We start from the raw sequence: 17,680 nt of genomic DNA on the forward strand, positions 1-17,680 counted from the left end.
AAGAATTAAAGTGTTTTTTGGCCTGGTTTCCAGTTGGCCGGGCAGAGTCCGCCAGTTTGCAGCGCTTGAAGAACACGAAGCGTTTCATCAACATCACGGCCAATGTTATTATGGAAAACCGTTTGATATTGGAGCTCGCCTTCAGGATTGATAATAAACAATCCCCGCAAGGCCACACCTTCTTCTTCGATTAATACGCCATATTCACGGGATACCTCGTGGTTTGTATCAGCAGCAAGCGGATATTTCAGCTGGCCAAGGCCGTTTTCTTTTCGGTCTGTATTAATCCACGCCAAATGAGTATGGATTGTATCAGTAGAAACCCCGATTACTTCTGCATCAAGATCTTCGAATTCGTCATAGCGGTCAGACATTGCTGTAATTTCTGTCGGACAAACAAAAGTGAAATCCATTGGATAGAAGAACAGCACTGTCCATTTGTCTTTTTTCATGTTTTCCTCAAGACTTACTTTGCCAAATTCTTTACTTGCAAGGACTGCTTCCATTTCAAAACGAGGAGCTTGTTTACCTACCATACGTTCCGCCATATGTATCCCTCCAATTTATAGTTTGGCTTAAAAGCCGGATTCACATGAAAATAAAGGATTTTTATCCATATTACGTTAACAACATCACAATGCCCATTATATAGGAGGAGATTTCCCGAGTCAATTTTTAACAAATCTTGCATGTCTTTGGCTTCGACATTTTCAAATAAAACGTTTAACATGTTCATGTATAGGGTAACAAATCTCAACGTGCAGCAATCAATTCAGAAAAGGAGCACCAACATGGATTTTATTAAACAATACGATTGGGCGGGACTGATTACAAATGCAGGTGTTCTGCTCATTAAACTCGTCATTATGATATTGCTCTATTTTATCGTCCGATCATTAGGCATGAAAATCATTAAACATCTGTTTGCAAAATTCGAGGAGCAGAACAGCTTGTCTATCGGACGTGCACATACGCTCCGAAGCCTGACTCTTAACATATTTGCTTACATACTGATTTTTATATTCTTCGTCATGGTTCTGGATCTGTTTCATTACGATCCAAGCGCCCTTTTAGCAGGAGCAGGAATTGTCGGACTGGCTGTCGGATTTGGCGCCCAAGGGCTTGTCAGCGACATCGTGACAGGTTTTTTTATTCTGCTTGAAAAACAATTGGATGTCGGAGATTATATTACCGTTTCCACCTTTAACGGAATTGTCGAGCAGGTTGGCTTAAGAACAACTCAAGTCCGCAGCTTTGACGGAACACTGCATTACATCCCAAACAGAAACATTACAAACGTGAGCAATCATTCTCGGGGAACAATGCAGGCTCTGGTTGATATTAAAGTGCCGACTGAAAGAAACATTGATGAAATGATCCACATTTTACAGCAAGTATGTGATGAAACGGCAGCCGCTCTCCCGCAAATAAAAGAAGGCCCCAATGTCATCGGAATTCAAGAACTGGGAACTTCTGAAATTGTGATCAGAATCATTGCCAAAACAGAAAATATGGAACAGTGGCGGGTCGAGCGAGTGCTGAGAAAAGAAATAAAAAACGCGCTTGACCGCGCTTTTCCTAAAGAAACAGAATAAATAAAAAGAACCGAAGCTCTTTGCTTCGGTTTTTATTTTACTGAATTCTGCTTTCAACTTCGCTGCAAATTTCTTCAGCAGTCATCCCGGAAGCTGTAATGACAGGTGCTTGTGTTACCGTATCGGCTATCCCTTGCACATTATTATCAAGACCTGTTACGACACAGCAGTCACAGCCTTTTGCATCGGCAGGGCTTTTCATCATTACAACGTCATATCCTTTTTCTTTTAATGCAGCTTCTACATCTGATAACGATTGTTCAATTCCTATTTTTTTAGCCATATTGAACACCTCCGTTTACTAGAGTGCTCATTTTATGGAATTTTATTCTTTCATTTGTACTTAATTGGCATAAACAGAAAAATAACCTGTCATGACGTTAACCGCTGTTTCTATCGCATTTTCATCAGGATTCAGCTTTGCGTGATGAAGCCCGTGTTCAGAATTAGCGCCGAGCCAGAACATGAAGCCAGGATATTTTTTCAGCATGTAGCCAAAATCCTCTCCAGTCATTGCTTCTTTTGCTTCAATTACTGTTGCCAGTTGATGTTCAGCAACGAAAGACATAAATTCTTCTGTCAGTCCGCTCGTATTGTAAACTTGGTGATACACAGACGGATATGTCACTTTTCCTTTGCAGCGGAACCCAATTTCGATTCCTTTTACCAAATCTTCAATCCGTTCCTTTACCTGCTTCATCGATTCTTCAGAAAGCGTACGGATCGTGCCTTCCAGGTGAGCTGTTTGCGCGATGATATTTTGCGCTGAACCGCCGGTAATGGTACCAACTGTAATGACGGCACTGTCCAGCGGATCTGTGTTTCTAGAGATGATCGTTTGCAGCTGGGTGACAAGTGTGCTTGCTGCTACAACCATGTCCTCAGCCAAATGCGGATAGGCTGCATGTCCCCCTTTTCCTTCCAGATCGATGACAAGCTCTGATGTATTCGCAAAAAGGAGACCGCTTTTTGTCGAGATGGTGCCTACAGGCAGCTCTGGAGCAATATGCAGCGCAGTGATGAAATCAGGCTGCCACTTTTTTAATACATCGCTCTCGAGCATTGGTTCTGCACCGCCAGGCCCTTCCTCTGCGGGCTGGAACAGAAAAAGCAAATCATGTTTGACCGGGTGGTGAACAAAATGGTCAATAATGCCGAGTGCAATCGTCATATGCAAATCGTGTCCGCAGGCGTGCATGTTTCCGTGATGCTCTGATGCGAATGGAAGACCGGTCTGCTCTTCAATAGAAAGTGCGTCGATATCCGCTCTGTACGCCAGCATTTTTTCCGGCGCAGTCCCGTTCACCTTTACAAAAAGCCCTGTTCGCCATTTCTCAATTTCAATTCTGTCTTGCGGGTACTGTTCCAAGACATTTAATAAATACTGTTGGGTTTTGAACTCCTGAAATCCAAGCTCCGGTATACGGTGCAGATCTCTGCGGATTGCGATGAGCTCCTCTTTCTTCATTTTCATTCCTCCTGCCTATACGAATAAGGCGTGGATATATTATCCACGCCCTTTTTATCAAATCATTCCTTACAGCTGGCGTAATTCCTGCTTGATTTCAGTTTTGCCTTTTGTTTTCTCATCAATGTCTTTGATTTTTTTAGCAGGTGTTCCTGCAACAACAGTGTATGGCTCAACATCGTTTACTACGATCGCTCCCGCAGCAACAACGGCTCCTTTACCTACTGTTACGCCTTCAAGCACAACGGCATTTGCGCCGATCACAACGTCGTCTTCAATGACAACCGGTTTAGCGGATGGCGGCTCAATAACGCCCGCAAGTACAGAACCCGCGCCGATATGGCAGTTTTTACCAACAGTAGCTCGTCCGCCCAGTACAACGTTCATATCAATCATTGTACCTTCGCCGATGACTGAGCCGATATTGATAGAAGCACCCATCATGATGACTGCGTTATCACCGATTTCAACTTGGTCGCGGATGATCGCGCCCGGCTCGATACGCGCTTTGATATTTTTAAGATCAAGCGTTGGAATCGCAGAATTGCGGCGGTCATTTTCAACCACATAGTCTTCGATTTTGCTTTGATTTTCTTCAATTGCTGTTTGGATTTCGCTCCATTCACCGAAAACGACACCAGTGTTTCCGTTGATAAAAGCTTTCGCAGATTCGCCGAAATTGATTCCTTCCAGCTCACCTTTCACGTAAACCTTTACAGGTGTAGATTTTGTACTATTTTGAATAAATGAAATAATTTCATTTGCGTCCATCATTTTCATATGTAAAGTCCTCCTCCTGATTTTCTACCTCATTACTGTATCAAAGGAAAGATACAAAGACAAGAAAAAAAGGAACAGCCGCTTTAGCAGTTCCCATTGGGTGATCAGACAGCGCATCCGCTTTTCTTTGCGAATTGTCTCCCGAACTCCATTAATTCTTCCTCTTCTTCACCTTCTGGATTATTTTCGATTTTTACCGAAGGCAGAACAATTTCGCCTCCGCGTTCTTTTATTTTTGCTTCAAGCGTATCAACCGCTCCGCAGAAAAATTCATATGCTGTATCACCGGAACCGAATACAGCGCATGTTTTGCCGGAGAAATCAATCTCATCCATGTCTTCAGCAAGGTCTAAAAATTCATCAGGCAGATCTCCGTCACCCCACGTATAGGTTCCCATAATGATATGATCATAGTCGTTAAACAGCTGTGCATCATCAATATCCATCGCTTCGAAACGGTCTGCTTCCGCTTCCGCCTCCTGAAGCCCCTTTTCAATCAAATCAGCCATTGCTTCAGTGTTGCCTGACATTGTTGCATAAACGAGCAATATCTTCCCCAATTCTATTTTCCTCCTCTAATGAATCATTGCTGAAACTTCGTACGGTTGGACAAATTTACATTCATACAAGCCTGCACAAAAGAAATTCTCTTTCTGATTGGCCACTCTCCACCCATGCCCTTTAATGGTATCGAACCATTTTAACGCCCTGGCTTCGAGATCAGCCTGGTAAATTCTCGAATAACCATTTTCATCTTGCGTGGTGGTAACATATATGATTCCATCATCCTCTGAAATATCAAGAAATGATTCTTCTTTTCTGATCATGCTGGATTGTATGGTGAATTCTTCGTCAGTCAAAATATTCCTAACAGTGACAGCACCGTGCTTTCCTTTCACAGAACCCATCGCCGCCACCAGCCAATTTTCATTGAACACGAGCATGGATGCCGTCATCCGGCTTTCTTCTTTCTTAACGATTTGGACAGTGTTACGTTTAAAGTCGTAAGCCCAAATGCCTCCAAAATATTCGTGTATTTGTGTGCCGATGAAAAGACTGCCGCCGTGCACGCATAACGAACGGATAACAGGCGGGTTATCAAAATCCGCAAAAGGCTTGGCTACACGCCACGAAACCCCAAAATCATCCGATACATAAATGCAATGCTTGCCGTGGGCGCAGACAAACCCGTCGTTTCGCCCGGTAATCGCCCACACTGTTGCATTTGTCGGAAAGCTAGACATCGTCCAGGTTTTCCCTTCGTCAGACGAGCGAATGACCGTTCCCTTTTCACCGACGCCAAATAAGTACGGCCCTATGTAACTGATGCAATGAATTTTGCTTTTCAAACGAAAAAGCTTTCTCCAGCCCTGCTCCAAGGAATAATGAAAAATGCCTTCTCTTTGTACCGCCACAAAATAACCAGAAAATGCCGACGCCGTGACAGCAGTCGCTCCTTTATGAAACATGGCTTTTTTCCTTGTTCATATAATCTGCCCATGCAAGAAAACCTCTCGCAAACGCTCGGCAGCTTTCTACATCTTCATCTGTCTCAGGCGCCAGTTCGATTTTTAATGTTTCCTGGTAAACAGCAGCTCCCGCCTCTTGCAGCATGTCACTGAACAAATTGACCGCTTCACAAAACTTCGGATATGAATAATCACCAGATCCGAAGCAGGCTGTTTTTAAGCCATTAAGCTGAAGCTGTTTGACCTCTTCAAAAAAATCCTCCGCTTCGTAAGGCAGGTCGCCGTCGCCCCATGTATACGTGCCAATCAGCACATAATCATAGGATGTCAGAACAGACACATCCGCATCATCTATCTCGACACAATCGATATCCAACTCATATTCCTGAAGCGTTTCTTTTATAATTGCAACAATGTCTTCTGTATTTCCTGACATGCTTGCATATGTAATCAAGGCTTTAGCCATGTTATCACCTCATCAATTGATAATGATTTTCAATATCATATGTATCACTTTAAATGATAATGATTTTCATTGTCAATATATAAATAAAAAAAGACAGCATATCGCTGTCTTTAAAATGGATTTTCCTGATCCAGCATATCCTTTATCACTTGTACAAAAGCTTGAACTTGCTTCAGCTCAAAGGCAGGTTCATAGCCTAATAGCCATGTATCCCGTCCGATTGGTTGCTCCTTCGTGTCTAACAGAGGCATTTTGTTGACTTTATCTTCGTTTTGCAGGGTAACAGACGGCAAAATGGCATAACCAATTCCGTGCAACGCCATCTGTTTGCACGTTTCAATCTGATCAACCAATATTGTCTGTTTTGGAGACGTTTTAAATTTTTGATGCCACCAGTGCTGAATTTCCTGAAAATAAGTGCTGTCGCTTTTAAATTGGATAAACGGCCGTTCTGTATGGGCAATGTCTTCGATGCAGGAAATTTCAGTGTCCACTAAATAAAGGTGATCTGTCATTAAGTAATCTTTACGGCCCTTCCACTCAGGGTTGCCTCTTATAATGCCGATATGAACCTGATCCTCATATAAGCTTTTCAGCATTTCGCTGCTCCAGCCGGTAATGAGCGAGACCTTTGCATTCGGATACTTTTCCACATACGTCTTCAGGACTTTAGGGAGCCAATGCTGGCCGATTATGGAGGCGACGGCAAGCTTCAATGTGCCGTGAATTTCACCTTCAAGCTCATCAATATTTTCTCTTATTCTTTCCTGCTCTAACGTCACATCATTCGCAAACTGAATGATTTTCTCACCGGCCGGCGTTACCGTTAATCCTTTTTGGGATCTTAAAAAGATTTTTGTGCCCCACGCCTTTTCAATTGTTTGTAAGCGCTGAGATAAAGCCGGCTGAGATACAAAAAGCCGTTCCGCCGCCTTTCTCATATTTAACTCCTCAGCTAAAACTACGAGCATATGAAGCTCTTGAAGCTGCATGTCGTCCTCCTTTTTATGATCAATAAGTTTTTCTTATCTCCCATTCTAATAAAATCTTTGTTTCTGATTCAAGCCCTATTCTGGTTTAAATTATGTATGCGCTTTCTTTGTTACTCTGCCAATATAATAAAAATAGGCCGTAAAGCCTACTTGTTTAATGAGCGTATGTGCTTATTCAATTCCTTCAAAACCACTCTTCTCGTAAAAATTCCTTCAAACACCTGCTCATCATTTTCAACACAGACAAATCCGTTATTAATGACCATGCCGAACCCCTTCATAATTGGATCATTTATATGAAGACGCGGAATATCGGTGACCATGACTTCCTCGACAGTAATCTGGTCAAGCTTTTCAAATTCAATTCGCTCAAGCCCGAAAATGCTGTTCATGATCATATTTGTACCGATTAAACCATGTAAACGATAGGAAGCATCAAGAACTGGAATGGCTGTGTATCCGGTTTTTGTCAGCACTAATAATGCGTGCTCAAGGTTATTGCCGACTTGAACGTGCGCTACTTTGTCCGCCTCAATCATAAATTGTCCGACTGTTGCCTCAAGAAGCTGGTCTGATTGTAAGCTTATCATGTTTTCGACCCCTTTTCATTTTCATCAACAATACATTCCCTATATTACAATAATATAAACTTTATCAGTATTTGTCGAAAAGTTTCCTTTCAATAAAAAAGATACTCTTTGGGCGAGTATCAATTATAGGGTGCTCCATTAATTTTCAAATCGAAATCGGTCGTATAGCGTTACAAGTTTTTTGTAGGTGGTTCCGTCAACGTTTTTGGTTCCTGTCTCTATATCGTTGATTTCACTGCTTAAAAGCTCGATGGCATATTCATGGTTGATCAGGATATTCAGCAGAAGTTTTTGTTCTTCTTCTGTAAATCGTTCACCGATAAGACTCATTCGCAATCAGGCCCCCTGTTTTATACTGAATACCTCTGAAAGCAAGACAACTTACTTTCAGCTCTACCGCTAGAATAAGTAATCAGAAAACAAACGTCAACCGCATAATTCGACATTTCCCTTGGCTTTTCAGCCAGAATTATTTTGTGAAACGATTTGCATAGCTGAAGGCAGTGTATGAATCCGGCTTTATTTTCGCCTCAATCCCCATGGAAGTGATACGTCCTGTCATTTCTTGGATCAGTTCTTTTGTAAGCCCTTTTTTCCCAATATCCAAATGAACCTCAAAGGTAAGATCCGCCCCCTCACCGGTAAAGGGCAGGAGCAGATCGGTAATATCCATTAAGTGCCCATCAAGAATATGAGCGGCCGTTTCTTGGCTGTACGCCGTTTCTAACGAAATCTTCTCCCGAAGGCTATGTATGGGTCTGTCGACTGTATGATTTTTCAAACAGCCCCAAGCTCCCTTGCCTGTACGATGCAAATGCAATGCGGTAATAAACTTTGTGTAATCGCGGTAGACCTGTGAATCGGTTCCGATCGATAACACATAGGAAGAACGGGGGTCCTTTCGAACAAAGGCTTTAAGCCGTTCCATCACATCTTGAAAGGTCATCTGTGCTTCTGAAAGATTATAAAACAGAAAAGAATCAGCCATGACGACACTCCTTTTCAAGGATTTACAACCATGAAACAAGTATGTTCCTTATCGTTTATTGCGATTACTTTTTGCAAAAGCGGAAGCTTGTTCGCCCTATATCAGGAATCTTACTGAAGAAGTTCAAAGATTTCGATGGAAACCATGTCGATATTATCAAACGGATATGTGTTAGGTTTTTCACCTTTTTGGAAAACCGTCAGCTCAAACGTTTGATTTTTTTCGAAATATTTAACACTGCATATTTTCTCACCATTTACTTCGAAATAACGCTGCATTGGCTCGTTAGCCGCTTCCGCTGTTTCTTGCAGACTTTGCAGCCGTGTGATGATACCCATTAATTGTGACATTCTAAAAAAAGACTCCTTTCAAAAAGCAACTTCAAATCAACAAGTATTTATTATAATACAAGTTCTATTGAGCATCATACCATAAAGTCGTACAGGATGGCATTTTCACTGCTGAATTTAAGAAAAGAAAAAATGTGAAAAAACTATTTTTAATTAGTTTGAGGCTTTTTTTGGAATGTCATGCACACAATTATGTTTTTTTTCATATGCCCGCAGAATCAAGAAGCTTTTTTGCAATTTCAGCAAATTTTTTTTGAAATTCCTGGAGAAGTTCAACGTGGGCAAACTTCTTAGCAGTCATACTGGATACGAGATCGCAAAGCGGTTTTCATGTTGTTCTTGCTTCGTAAATTAAACGATTGGAATATGTAATGATCAGAGTGGACTTCTTGCCGAATTTGTCGCCTACTCTTGCACGGCCGCTGCTGCATTGAGTCGGGGTGTTCGCACGCTGAAAGAACATTTTTGTTCCTCCCAGAACGTTTTCCACTAGTAAGGTTTATTGTTTCGTTAGATTGTCTTATGCTTTGGCAAATAAAAAAACTTGGCGGGGGTAGCGCCAAGCTTTTTCGGATCTTGATCTGATAGAGGGGTTGGGGAACAGAGAGTAGCTTCTCTCTATAATTAAATGATAATGATTCTCAGTATCAATGTCAATCGTTTTTTGATATTTTTTTCAATTCATATAAAAAAAACGGCCATTCAGCCGCTTAAATCAGTCCATCCTGTTCATATAAATAAGAATAAGGCAAGTCTATAAATAAATACATCTGATCATCCATCGGATACGAAAACGTTCTAATCATTTCACCTGTTTCCAAATCACTGTACAAATCACTGAAAAATCCTTTTCTGAGATTTCTCATTCTCATAATGTTCTCCAGAAAATAAGGTCGCCAGCTCCAGTTCTTTTCCGCATATTCCGGCTGGTAAACCCATTCTCCATCTTGTTTAAACACATTTCCCGTCAGCTGATCGCCTTCTTCATCACACATGTAAATTCTAAAGCTGCAATCTGTCAGCTCTTCCGCCAGCTTTTTAATAAAGTCATCATCAGAAGATAGATTGTTTTTTCGCAAAGACGTCACAGCCTGATGCACTCGTTTGTAAAACTGTTCAGAGTGCTCATAGACGGTTTCAAGCTTCTTTTTCTCATGTGTGATAAATTGATGAAATTCAGTTTTAAGTCTTTGTTTCAATACATCTCTCTCTAGAAACGTTTCAGACGGAGACACCAAGTAATAGCCCTGAAAATAGCGGCCCCCGTTTCTCCAAGCGTATTGAAGCTGGAAGTTCGCCTCAATGTCTTCATACAGCAGCGCCGCACCGATTTTTCTCGCTAATAAAGATATGCTGTACAGCACATGCTCATATGACGGTGATGGCTGTGATACTTTTAGCGCCTGCAAATCGATTTTCAACAGATCTGGTGAGAGCAGTGCGATTCTGTCCAAGTTGCTGCTTTCTTTTCCGATGTTATCAACTGCGATTTTAATTCCGTATGTACGATAGTAGGCAAGCATATGGTAGAGCTGCTCAATATCCCCTTCAAAATTGTGCTCTGTAATTTCAAGCACAAACCGATGGAGTTCGATTCCCTTTGCTTCATATTCTTTCAGAAGCTCCAGAAAGCTTTCACCATGATCAAGCATTAGGAGATTGGCATCCTGATTCATAAAAATCAGCAGATCAGAATCCGCTTCTAAAAAGCGGTCAAGAGCCTGGCGGATAATTCTGTTATCAACCTCTAGTTTATATTCTTCAGGTATCCCTGCATCTAAAAAGAAAGGCCCGAGACTTTGGATTTCTGAATCTGCCAAAATTCGTCCGAGCACCTCATATCCGACGATCTTCTGTTCCTCGGCACTGAAAATCGCCTGGTAATATGGAAGGACATCATCAATGTTCGTTAAAATATCAAGTGGATCCAACATGTTATCACCTGCTTCTCTATCTTTGTCTGATTATACCACATTGAATCCATAGATTAATATGCTTTAAAACGGATAAGGATTCAGCCATTGCCCCCCATCCATTGTGATACAATCCCCGTTTATATAGGATGCTTCGTCAGAAAGCAAAAACGCGGCCAAAGAAGCGATTTCCTCCGGCGTGCCCAGCCGGCCCAGCGGTACACTGTTCATTGTGCGGGCCATCGCTTTTTCCGATTCAAAAAGCTTTTCCGCACCTCCTGTTCGTTCAATTGGGCCGGGTGCGATGGCGTTTGTTCGGATTCCGTATTGGCTTCCCCACTCAACGGCCAGCGTTCTTGTCAGTGACAATACCCCTGCTTTAGCCGCAGCGGAATGAACGACCCCCGCTCCCGCTCCCCAAGCGTATGTGGCGGCCATATTTAAAATGACACCCTTCTGCTGCTGCTCGATCCAATGCTTTGCCGCGGCTTGGCTGCAAAAGAATGTGCCGTTTAAAACAATCTCAATGACGGCTTTCCATCCATTGGGCGTCAGCTTTTCTGCCGGACAAATAAAGTTTCCGGCCGCATTGTTAATCAGCGCGTCAAGCCGGCCAAAGGCTTTTATCGCTTCTGTAATCATTTCTGAAGCGGCGGAATCAGAACGGACATCCATTTGAAAACATGCGACCTGCCCCTCAAAGGTCTCAATTTCTCTTTTCGTTTCCTCAAGTGCTTCCTGGTTCCGCCCTGTCACCATGACGTACCAGCCTAATTCAGCCTGTTTTTTTGCCATTGCTTTTCCCATGCCGCTTGACCCGCCAGTAATGATAACCGCCTTTTTTTCCATGATTCTCCCTCCTGTTATGAATGAGTATTCATTCAATATTATTCTATCATTATATGCCTGCTTCTGTCAGTACATGCTGACATGAGATTTTTTTAAGATACAGATGATATAATAGAAAAACTCTATTAAAGGTTGGTTTGAAATGAAAAAGATGTCCAGAAGGCAATTTTTAAAAGGAATGTTCGGCGCTCTTGCCGCCGGGGCTTTAACGGCCGGCGGAGGATACGGCTATGCCAGATACCTGGAGCCGCATATGATTGAGACAACCGAACACACAATAAAAAGCTCTCTCATCCCGCATGGATTTGACGGTTTTAAAATCGTGCAGTTCAGTGATACGCACTTGAGTGATTATTTTACTCTTGAAGACTTAAAAACTGTCATTCTGACAATTAATGAATGTAAACCTGATCTCATTGTTTTTACCGGTGATATCATCGATAATCCTGATACGTATCTGCAACACCAGGCAGTGATTCCATTATTGAAAAAACTGAATGCGCCCTTCGGCAAGCTTTGTATTTACGGCAATCATGATCACGGAGGCTATGGAACTGCCGTATACAAAAGCCTGATGACAGCCGGCGGTTTTACAGTATACCGCAATGGCTATCAAACATTGTCGCTCACAGATGGCAGCGAAATCGAGATTGCATTTCTTGATGACTTAATGCTCGGAAACCCAGATTATGAAGGCATCCTATCAAGGCTAAGCGACAGACTTTTTTCCATTTTGCTCGTCCATGAACCTGATGCAGCCTTGAACACAACAGGCTATCCGGTGAATCTTCAGCTTTCCGGCCATACACACGGCGGCCAGATTCAGCTGCCTTTTTACGGACCGATTATTACGCCTCCCTATGGAAATGTCTACACAGAGGGAATGTATCAAACAGGCAGCACTCATATTTACGTAAATCGCGGCCTCGGGATGACCAGATTGCCTTTGCGGTTTCTGGCCAAACCTGAAATCACTGTCTTTACCTTAAAAAGCACAAATTAATGTAGCAGGATGGGCTCCTCATCAATACTTATAAGTAAAAAGAGAGGGTGAGGAAACTGCTTACGTACCAGGTGAAGCAAGGTGATACACTGAACAGCATCGCAGCTGATTTCAGAATCAGCACCGCTGCATTAATTCAGGCTAATCCGTCACTGCAGGCAGGGATCACTGCGGGACAACGCATTGTCATACCCGGTCTGCCAGACCCCAATACGATTCCGTATCATATCGCAGTCTCAATCGGAGCGAAGACCCTTACGCTGTTCCAAAATAATCGGGTAATGAAAACCTATCCCATCGCCGTAGGTAAAATACTGACGCAAACGCCCACTGGCGAGTTTTACATTATTAACCGCCAGCCCAATCCCGGTGGCCCATTTGGCGCTTATTGGCTAAGCCTTTCAAAGCAGCACTACGGAATACATGGGACGAATAATCCCGCTTCGATTGGCAAGGCTGTTTCTAAAGGCTGCATTCGCATGCATAACAAAGACGTGATCGAACTCGCTTCAATTGTGCCAAACGGAACAAGAGTCACCATTAACCGGTAATGTTTTCTTATTTGTTTCAAAAACAGGCGGTTTATAATATGATAAAGTGGGACCTTTAGGGTAAGGAGCGTTTTTATGGATATATTTAAAAATCGTAATTTTGTTCGTCTATTTTTCGCAGCACTCGCTTCTCAAATGGGCACGACAGTAGGCAACATGGCATTTGCTTTTTTCTTGCTGGACCGCTTCAGCAGCCAGCCTTCATATACGACCTTGGCGGAGCTGATGTATTCTCTTCCTACCGTATTTGTATTTCTGATCGTGGGAGTCGTAGCGGACCGTTTTGACAGAAAAAAGGTAGCGGAAAACTGTGATTGGATCAGAGCCGGCCTGACTGTCGTTCTTTTTTTCACTTTATTTACCGGCAATATTCCTCTTGTTTTCTGTATTTTATTTGTCAGAAGCGCCGTAACGAAGTTTTTCTTTCCGGCAGAAAACAGTTTGGTACAAGCCATCTTGCCGAAGGAGCATTATGCGAAAGCGGCAGGGCTTAACCAGATGCTTTTTAGTATTTTTATGGTGTTCGGAGTCGGAATAGGCGCTGTTATGTACAACACAATCGGAATTGAAGGCGCCATTATTCTTGATTTTGTCAGCTTTATCATTTCCGGGCTGCTGATCCGCAGCTGCCGGATTCCGAAAGAAGCCCGACAGCCAAACGGTGCATTCAGCTGGAGAAAAGCTTCTGTTAAAGATTCAATAAATGATTTTAGGGAAGGCATTCTCTATATTTTAAAAAACAAACTGCTGGCATCTCTTATTTTCGGTTTCTTCATATTTGGATTTGTCAACGGAGGATTCGCCGTATTGCCGATGTTTACAATGAAATACGGATTGGCGCCTGACCGTTATGAGTGGCATACGTCTGTATTTACGATCGCACTCGGGTTTGGGCTGCTGGCTGGAAGTGTAATCGGCACGGTCATCTCTAAAAAAGTGAAGCCGCACTTTTTAATGTCGATACCGATTTTCATTGCAGGCTTGCTGATTTTCGTCCTCGGCTACACGAATGTTTTATGGGTGTATTACGCGGCAGCTTTTGCCCTGGGAATGTGCATCGGACCGATCAACATTGCAATCGGAGGATGGATGCCAAAGATTGTTCATCCAAAGCTGATGGGACGTGTAAGCGGCTTGCAGGACCCTTTTATGATGTTTGCACAGTCTTTGACACTCGGCTTAGTTGCGCTGTTATTCCCTAAGTTCGTTTCAAACATTGATTATCTTTATTACGGCATGGGCGTTATCATCCTGCTTGTTTTTATTTTTTATTTTGTTGCACTGCCAAAATACAGTGCACAGGCTGCGGAAGTGAATGTTCAGGAAGCATTTCAAGAGCAGCCGAGGAAGAAAGTAAGATCTGTATAATATACGTTAAAAGTGCGCTTTTTTTCTCAGAAAAAAGCGCATTTTTACATTCAATATTTGCATTTCAACTTTAAAAAAGTATAATCTAATCATATAGAATTTGATAAGAGCAAAGGAGAGAAATAATGGACGACCATGCATATACGAAAGATCTGCAGCCAACCGTAGAAAATCTTTCAAAAGCAGTTTACACTGTGAACCGCCATGCAAAAACCGCCCCCAACCCTAAATACCTATATCTGCTGAAAAAACGGGCTTTGCAAAAGCTTGTCAAAGAAGGTAAAGGAAAGAAAATAGGGCTTCATTTTTCAAAAAATCCAAGGTTCAGCCAACAGCAATCGGACGTGCTTATCTCAATCGGAGACTACTATTTTCACATGCCTCCAACTAAAGAAGACTTCGAACATCTTCCGCATTTAGGTACACTTAATCAATCGTACCGAAATCCTAAAGCTCATATGTCTTTAACAAAAGCGAAACACCTATTGCAAGAATATGTCGGCATGAAAGAAAAGCCGCTTGTGCCAAATCGCCAGCAGCCAGCTTATCATAAACCTGTCTTTAAAAAACTTGGCGAGAGTTACTTTTAAAATAAAAACAGCCGTGCCCCTTCAGGCACCGGCTGTTTTTATTTATTCAATCACATACGTATCCACTTTTTTAATCAAATCACTGATCTCAGGCTTGCTGATTTGCTCATCTGCGCCAACGACTTCTCCACGGTGACGCAAATCATCCGTAATTAATGATGAGAAAATCATAACTGGCACGTCTGAGCTTTTCGGATTTTCCTTCAGGAGCTTTGTGAGCCTGTGCCCGTCCATTTTTGGCATTTCAATATCAGTGATGATCATATCAATCTGTTTTGATAAATCAGTTTCGTTTTCAGCAAGGTTCATAATGTAGTCATATGCCTCTTTTCCGTTTTCAAACGAAGAGATATTGTTGTACCCTGCTTCTTTTAATTCATCCTGCAAGAGGCGCATCAAGAGCGGTGAGTCCTCTACAATGATAAGCTTTTTATCAGTTCTTCTTTCATCGAAGCCCTCGGTATGCATATTGTACGTTTCCACACCTGAGTCTGATTCGATGTCATAAATAATTTTTTCATAGTCAGGCAAAAAGATCATCAGGTCTTCGAGCTTAATAATTCCGGTAAGGTGCCGCTCCATTCCTTGATTTAACGATGTCGGCTTTTCAATTGATTCCCAAGACACTCGGTGAATTTGAGAAACAGATCCGACATGAAAAACAATTTTCCGTTTATTAAATTCAGTCACGATATATTTCTCGTCTTTTGATCCGTCAGGCTCAACTCCAAAAAATGAGAAGAGGCTGATCACAGGAAGAATTTCTCCTCTGAGCTTAATCATTCCTTCTACATGCTGATGGGAGTGAGGCACTGATGTCACCTCGACTGGCTGAATAATTTCCCTTACCTTCATGACGTTAATTCCGAAAGCATTATCGCCCACGCCAAACTTCACAATTTCTAATTCATTTGTACCAGAATCCAATAAAATTTCGTATTGTTGTAACGACAATTCAATCCCTCGCTATTCGCATTCAGTATTGTACTGTATATATCGGCGTAAATTGTAAAAAGTGAATGGCATGGTACTTCAAAATCGGATTCTGGGAGCGTTACGCCGCGATTCTCAAAAAAAGAAACTTTTTTCCTAATAACCATTGACTTTCCAACTAACAGTGATAAAATAGTCAAGGATTTTTCCAAAGAAGGGTGTAAATAATGGGTACCTTAGTAATATTTAAAGAAAATGAAATGACTGTTTTAGAAGATATCAGTGAAGAGACTTATCTGCATATGAAGAAAGAATCAGCTGACCTTCAAGAAGAGCATCCCCCGTATATGATTTGGCACGAAGACCTTCATTTTGATTATGGTTATTAATGAAATTGGCACATATAAACAATAATAGAACATGATACAATAAAGACAATCAAATCGCTGGTTGTCTTCTTTTTTCTGAAAAGAAAGGTATGTTTAGAAAATAGGCGCATACAATCGAAATATATCGGCTAAACAGGTGACAAATGATCAGCTAGTGGTAAAATAGGATAAACTCATTATATTTGTTAAGGTGATGAATTATGGAACATTTGCTGAATCCGAAAGCAAGAGAGATTGAAATTTCAGGAATACGCAAATTCTCAAATCTTGTAGCTCAACACGAAGATGTCATTTCACTTACAATCGGCCAGCCTGATTTTTTCACGCCGCATCACGTGAAAGCTGCCGCAAAAAAAGCCATTGATGAAAACGTGACGTCATATACGCCGAACGCCGGCTACCTCGAGCTGAGACAAGCTGTGCAGCTTTATATGAAGAAAAAAGCAGATTTCAACTATGATGCTGAATCTGAAATCATCATCACAACAGGCGCAAGCCAAGCCATTGATGCTGCATTCCGGACAATTTTATCTCCCGGTGATGAAGTGATTATGCCAGGCCCGATTTATCCAGGCTATGAACCTATTATCAATTTGTGCGGCGCCAAGCCTGTCATTGTTGATACTACGTCACACGGCTTTAAGCTTACTGCCCGGCTGATTGAAGATGCTCTGACTCCTAACACCAAGTGTGTGGTGCTTCCTTATCCGTCAAATCCTACCGGAGTGACTTTATCTGAAGAAGAGCTGAAAAGCATCGCCGCCCTTTTAAAAGGCAGAAATGTATTCGTATTGTCTGATGAAATATACAGTGAATTAACATATGACAGACCGCATTACTCTATCGCAACCCATTTGCGGGATCAAACGATTGTCATTAACGGCTTGTCAAAATCACACAGCATGACCGGATGGAGAATTGGATTTTTATTTGCACCGAAAGACATTGCAAAGCACATTTTAAAGGTTCATCAATACAATGTGTCATGTGCGTCTTCGATTTCCCAAAAAGCCGCGCTTGAAGCTGTGACAAACGGCTTTGATGACGCCCTGATTATGAGGGAGCAATACAAAAAACGTCTGGACTATGTGTATGACCGTCTTGTTTCCATGGGACTTGACGTTGTAAAACCGTCTGGCGCGTTTTATATCTTCCCTTCTATTAAATCATTTGGAATGTCTTCATTTGATTTTAGTATGGCTCTTTTGGAGGATGCTGGTGTGGCACTCGTGCCGGGCAGCTCGTTCTCAAAGTATGGTGAAGGATATGTGAGGCTGTCTTTCGCATACTCGCTGGACACGCTAAGAGAAGGCCTGGACCGTTTAGAATTATTTGTATTAAAAAAACGGGAATCAATGCAGACGATAAACAACGGCGTTTAAGCCG

Annotated in this window: 23 protein-coding genes; 7 read left to right on the top strand and 16 right to left on the bottom strand. The window is 42.1% G+C overall.

Going from position 1 to position 17,680, the window contains the following annotated elements:
• Positions 1-5: 5 nt before the first annotated feature.
• Positions 6-548 carry a biofilm-specific peroxidase AhpA gene (gene ahpA, locus KHQ79_RS11165; protein ID WP_003238905.1) on the bottom strand — a complete coding sequence of 181 codons (543 nt, stop codon included), beginning with the start codon at positions 546-548 and terminating at the stop codon, positions 6-8.
• Positions 549-791: 243 nt separating this feature from the next.
• Between ahpA and mscT the strand changes: the two genes are divergently transcribed.
• Positions 792-1,595 carry a small-conductance mechanosensitive channel protein MscT gene (mscT, locus tag KHQ79_RS11170; RefSeq protein ID WP_003238907.1) on the top strand — a complete coding sequence of 268 codons (804 nt, stop codon included), beginning with the start codon at positions 792-794 and terminating at the stop codon, positions 1,593-1,595.
• Positions 1,596-1,632: 37 nt separating this feature from the next.
• Here the strand turns inward: mscT and KHQ79_RS11175 are convergent, their stop codons facing one another.
• The 14 genes from KHQ79_RS11175 to fadH all read right to left on the bottom strand — a co-directional run bounded on the left by KHQ79_RS11175 (position 1,633) and on the right by fadH (position 11,460).
• A complete protein-coding gene (locus KHQ79_RS11175; RefSeq protein WP_003238909.1) occupies positions 1,633-1,878 on the bottom strand; it encodes a YkuS family protein in 246 nt (81 codons plus the stop codon).
• A 60-nt stretch (positions 1,879-1,938) separates the two neighbouring features.
• Positions 1,939-3,063, bottom strand: coding sequence for an N-acetyldiaminopimelate deacetylase (locus KHQ79_RS11180; protein ID WP_225515162.1), 1,125 nt, complete (start codon positions 3,061-3,063; stop codon positions 1,939-1,941).
• A gap of 69 nt (positions 3,064-3,132) precedes the next feature.
• The gene (dapD, locus tag KHQ79_RS11185; RefSeq protein ID WP_003238912.1) at positions 3,133-3,843 is read right to left on the bottom strand and encodes a 2,3,4,5-tetrahydropyridine-2,6-dicarboxylate N-acetyltransferase; all 711 of its coding nucleotides are present in this window, start codon (positions 3,841-3,843) and stop codon (positions 3,133-3,135) included.
• 104 nt (positions 3,844-3,947) lie between these two features.
• The gene (locus KHQ79_RS11190; RefSeq protein WP_003238914.1) at positions 3,948-4,403 is read right to left on the bottom strand and encodes a flavodoxin; all 456 of its coding nucleotides are present in this window, start codon (positions 4,401-4,403) and stop codon (positions 3,948-3,950) included.
• Between the two features lie 15 nt (positions 4,404-4,418).
• Positions 4,419-5,312, bottom strand: coding sequence for a WD40/YVTN/BNR-like repeat-containing protein (locus KHQ79_RS11195; RefSeq protein WP_225515164.1), 894 nt, complete (start codon positions 5,310-5,312; stop codon positions 4,419-4,421).
• Entirely contained in the window at positions 5,302-5,778 is a 477-nt protein-coding gene (locus tag KHQ79_RS11200) for a flavodoxin (RefSeq protein ID WP_119913783.1), read from the bottom strand. Before KHQ79_RS11200 ends, KHQ79_RS11195 begins: the two co-directional genes overlap by 11 nt.
• 110 nt (positions 5,779-5,888) lie before the next feature.
• Positions 5,889-6,770, bottom strand: a complete 882-nt coding sequence (gene ccpC, locus KHQ79_RS11205) for a transcriptional regulator CcpC (RefSeq protein ID WP_003238920.1) — start codon at positions 6,768-6,770, stop codon at positions 5,889-5,891.
• A 146-nt stretch (positions 6,771-6,916) separates the two neighbouring features.
• Positions 6,917-7,360, bottom strand: coding sequence for a cyclic-di-AMP-binding protein CbpB (gene cbpB, locus KHQ79_RS11210; RefSeq protein WP_003238922.1), 444 nt, complete (start codon positions 7,358-7,360; stop codon positions 6,917-6,919).
• 138 nt (positions 7,361-7,498) lie between these two features.
• Complete coding sequence (gene abbA / locus KHQ79_RS11215) at positions 7,499-7,696, bottom strand: AbrB antirepressor AbbA (protein ID WP_010886502.1); 198 nt, start codon at positions 7,694-7,696, stop codon at positions 7,499-7,501.
• A 133-nt stretch (positions 7,697-7,829) separates the two neighbouring features.
• A complete protein-coding gene (locus KHQ79_RS11220; RefSeq protein ID WP_003218672.1) occupies positions 7,830-8,348 on the bottom strand; it encodes a ribonuclease H-like YkuK family protein in 519 nt (172 codons plus the stop codon).
• A 110-nt stretch (positions 8,349-8,458) separates the two neighbouring features.
• Positions 8,459-8,698 carry a YkuJ family protein gene (locus tag KHQ79_RS11225; protein WP_003218671.1) on the bottom strand — a complete coding sequence of 80 codons (240 nt, stop codon included), beginning with the start codon at positions 8,696-8,698 and terminating at the stop codon, positions 8,459-8,461.
• 328 nt (positions 8,699-9,026) lie between these two features.
• Positions 9,027-9,161: a hypothetical protein gene (locus KHQ79_RS22230; RefSeq protein WP_268279105.1), complete on the bottom strand. Its 135-nt coding sequence runs from the start codon at positions 9,159-9,161 to the stop codon at positions 9,027-9,029.
• A 247-nt stretch (positions 9,162-9,408) separates the two neighbouring features.
• Positions 9,409-10,632: an EAL domain-containing protein gene (locus tag KHQ79_RS11230; RefSeq protein WP_003238927.1), complete on the bottom strand. Its 1,224-nt coding sequence runs from the start codon at positions 10,630-10,632 to the stop codon at positions 9,409-9,411.
• A gap of 63 nt (positions 10,633-10,695) precedes the next feature.
• Positions 10,696-11,460 carry a 2,4-dienoyl-CoA reductase gene (gene fadH / locus KHQ79_RS11235; RefSeq protein WP_003238930.1) on the bottom strand — a complete coding sequence of 255 codons (765 nt, stop codon included), beginning with the start codon at positions 11,458-11,460 and terminating at the stop codon, positions 10,696-10,698.
• Between the two features lie 142 nt (positions 11,461-11,602).
• Between fadH and KHQ79_RS11240 the strand changes: the two genes are divergently transcribed.
• From KHQ79_RS11240 to KHQ79_RS11255, 4 genes are all read left to right on the top strand, one after another.
• Positions 11,603-12,463 (top strand): metallophosphoesterase, encoded by an 861-nt coding sequence (locus KHQ79_RS11240; RefSeq protein ID WP_225515166.1) that lies wholly within the window; start codon positions 11,603-11,605, stop codon positions 12,461-12,463.
• Positions 12,464-12,519: 56 nt separating this feature from the next.
• Entirely contained in the window at positions 12,520-13,014 is a 495-nt protein-coding gene (locus KHQ79_RS11245; protein WP_080030847.1) for a L,D-transpeptidase family protein, read from the top strand.
• A gap of 75 nt (positions 13,015-13,089) precedes the next feature.
• Positions 13,090-14,382: an MFS transporter gene (locus KHQ79_RS11250; RefSeq protein ID WP_225515168.1), complete on the top strand. Its 1,293-nt coding sequence runs from the start codon at positions 13,090-13,092 to the stop codon at positions 14,380-14,382.
• A gap of 125 nt (positions 14,383-14,507) precedes the next feature.
• A complete protein-coding gene (locus KHQ79_RS11255; RefSeq protein ID WP_003238939.1) occupies positions 14,508-14,972 on the top strand; it encodes a YkyB family protein in 465 nt (154 codons plus the stop codon).
• A 42-nt stretch (positions 14,973-15,014) separates the two neighbouring features.
• Here KHQ79_RS11255 and cheV read toward each other — a convergent pair whose 3' ends face one another.
• Positions 15,015-15,926 carry a chemotaxis protein CheV gene (gene cheV, locus KHQ79_RS11260; RefSeq protein ID WP_032732103.1) on the bottom strand — a complete coding sequence of 304 codons (912 nt, stop codon included), beginning with the start codon at positions 15,924-15,926 and terminating at the stop codon, positions 15,015-15,017.
• Positions 15,927-16,132: 206 nt separating this feature from the next.
• On the opposite strand from cheV, the gene KHQ79_RS11265 reads away from it, so the two are divergent.
• A complete protein-coding gene (locus KHQ79_RS11265) occupies positions 16,133-16,294 on the top strand; it encodes a hypothetical protein (protein ID WP_003238943.1) in 162 nt (53 codons plus the stop codon).
• A gap of 200 nt (positions 16,295-16,494) precedes the next feature.
• Positions 16,495-17,676 (top strand): aminotransferase A, encoded by a 1,182-nt coding sequence (locus KHQ79_RS11270; protein WP_003238945.1) that lies wholly within the window; start codon positions 16,495-16,497, stop codon positions 17,674-17,676.
• Positions 17,677-17,680: the final 4 nt, after the last annotated feature.

It is taken from the genome of Bacillus sp. TSO22 (assembly GCF_020223595.1).
Taxonomy (GTDB): Bacteria; Bacillota; Bacilli; order Bacillales; family Bacillaceae; genus Bacillus; species Bacillus inaquosorum.

Bases quoted from the DNA above. Each gene is read 5' to 3' on its own strand.
- KHQ79_RS11240 (WP_225515166.1), top strand. From the start codon at position 11,603: ATGAAAAAGATGTCCAGAAGGCAATTTTTAAAAGGAATGTTCGGCGCT.
- KHQ79_RS11195 (WP_225515164.1), bottom strand. From the start codon at position 5,312: ATGTTTCATAAAGGAGCGACTGCTGTCACGGCGTCGGCATTTTCTGGT.
- KHQ79_RS22230 (WP_268279105.1), bottom strand. From the start codon at position 9,161: ATGTTCTTTCAGCGTGCGAACACCCCGACTCAATGCAGCAGCGGCCGT.
- cbpB (WP_003238922.1), bottom strand. From the start codon at position 7,360: ATGATAAGCTTACAATCAGACCAGCTTCTTGAGGCAACAGTCGGACAA.
- KHQ79_RS11270 (WP_003238945.1), top strand. From the start codon at position 16,495: ATGGAACATTTGCTGAATCCGAAAGCAAGAGAGATTGAAATTTCAGGA.
- KHQ79_RS11200 (WP_119913783.1), bottom strand. From the start codon at position 5,778: ATGGCTAAAGCCTTGATTACATATGCAAGCATGTCAGGAAATACAGAA.
- fadH (WP_003238930.1), bottom strand. From the start codon at position 11,460: ATGGAAAAAAAGGCGGTTATCATTACTGGCGGGTCAAGCGGCATGGGA.
- KHQ79_RS11220 (WP_003218672.1), bottom strand. From the start codon at position 8,348: ATGGCTGATTCTTTTCTGTTTTATAATCTTTCAGAAGCACAGATGACC.
- KHQ79_RS11175 (WP_003238909.1), bottom strand. From the start codon at position 1,878: ATGGCTAAAAAAATAGGAATTGAACAATCGTTATCAGATGTAGAAGCT.
- KHQ79_RS11230 (WP_003238927.1), bottom strand. From the start codon at position 10,632: ATGTTGGATCCACTTGATATTTTAACGAACATTGATGATGTCCTTCCA.
- ccpC (WP_003238920.1), bottom strand. From the start codon at position 6,770: ATGCAGCTTCAAGAGCTTCATATGCTCGTAGTTTTAGCTGAGGAGTTA.
- KHQ79_RS11255 (WP_003238939.1), top strand. From the start codon at position 14,508: ATGGACGACCATGCATATACGAAAGATCTGCAGCCAACCGTAGAAAAT.
- KHQ79_RS11265 (WP_003238943.1), top strand. From the start codon at position 16,133: ATGGGTACCTTAGTAATATTTAAAGAAAATGAAATGACTGTTTTAGAA.
- mscT (WP_003238907.1), top strand. From the start codon at position 792: ATGGATTTTATTAAACAATACGATTGGGCGGGACTGATTACAAATGCA.
- KHQ79_RS11250 (WP_225515168.1), top strand. From the start codon at position 13,090: ATGGATATATTTAAAAATCGTAATTTTGTTCGTCTATTTTTCGCAGCA.
- KHQ79_RS11180 (WP_225515162.1), bottom strand. From the start codon at position 3,063: ATGAAGAAAGAGGAGCTCATCGCAATCCGCAGAGATCTGCACCGTATA.
- dapD (WP_003238912.1), bottom strand. From the start codon at position 3,843: ATGAAAATGATGGACGCAAATGAAATTATTTCATTTATTCAAAATAGT.
- KHQ79_RS11225 (WP_003218671.1), bottom strand. From the start codon at position 8,698: ATGTCACAATTAATGGGTATCATCACACGGCTGCAAAGTCTGCAAGAA.
- ahpA (WP_003238905.1), bottom strand. From the start codon at position 548: ATGGCGGAACGTATGGTAGGTAAACAAGCTCCTCGTTTTGAAATGGAA.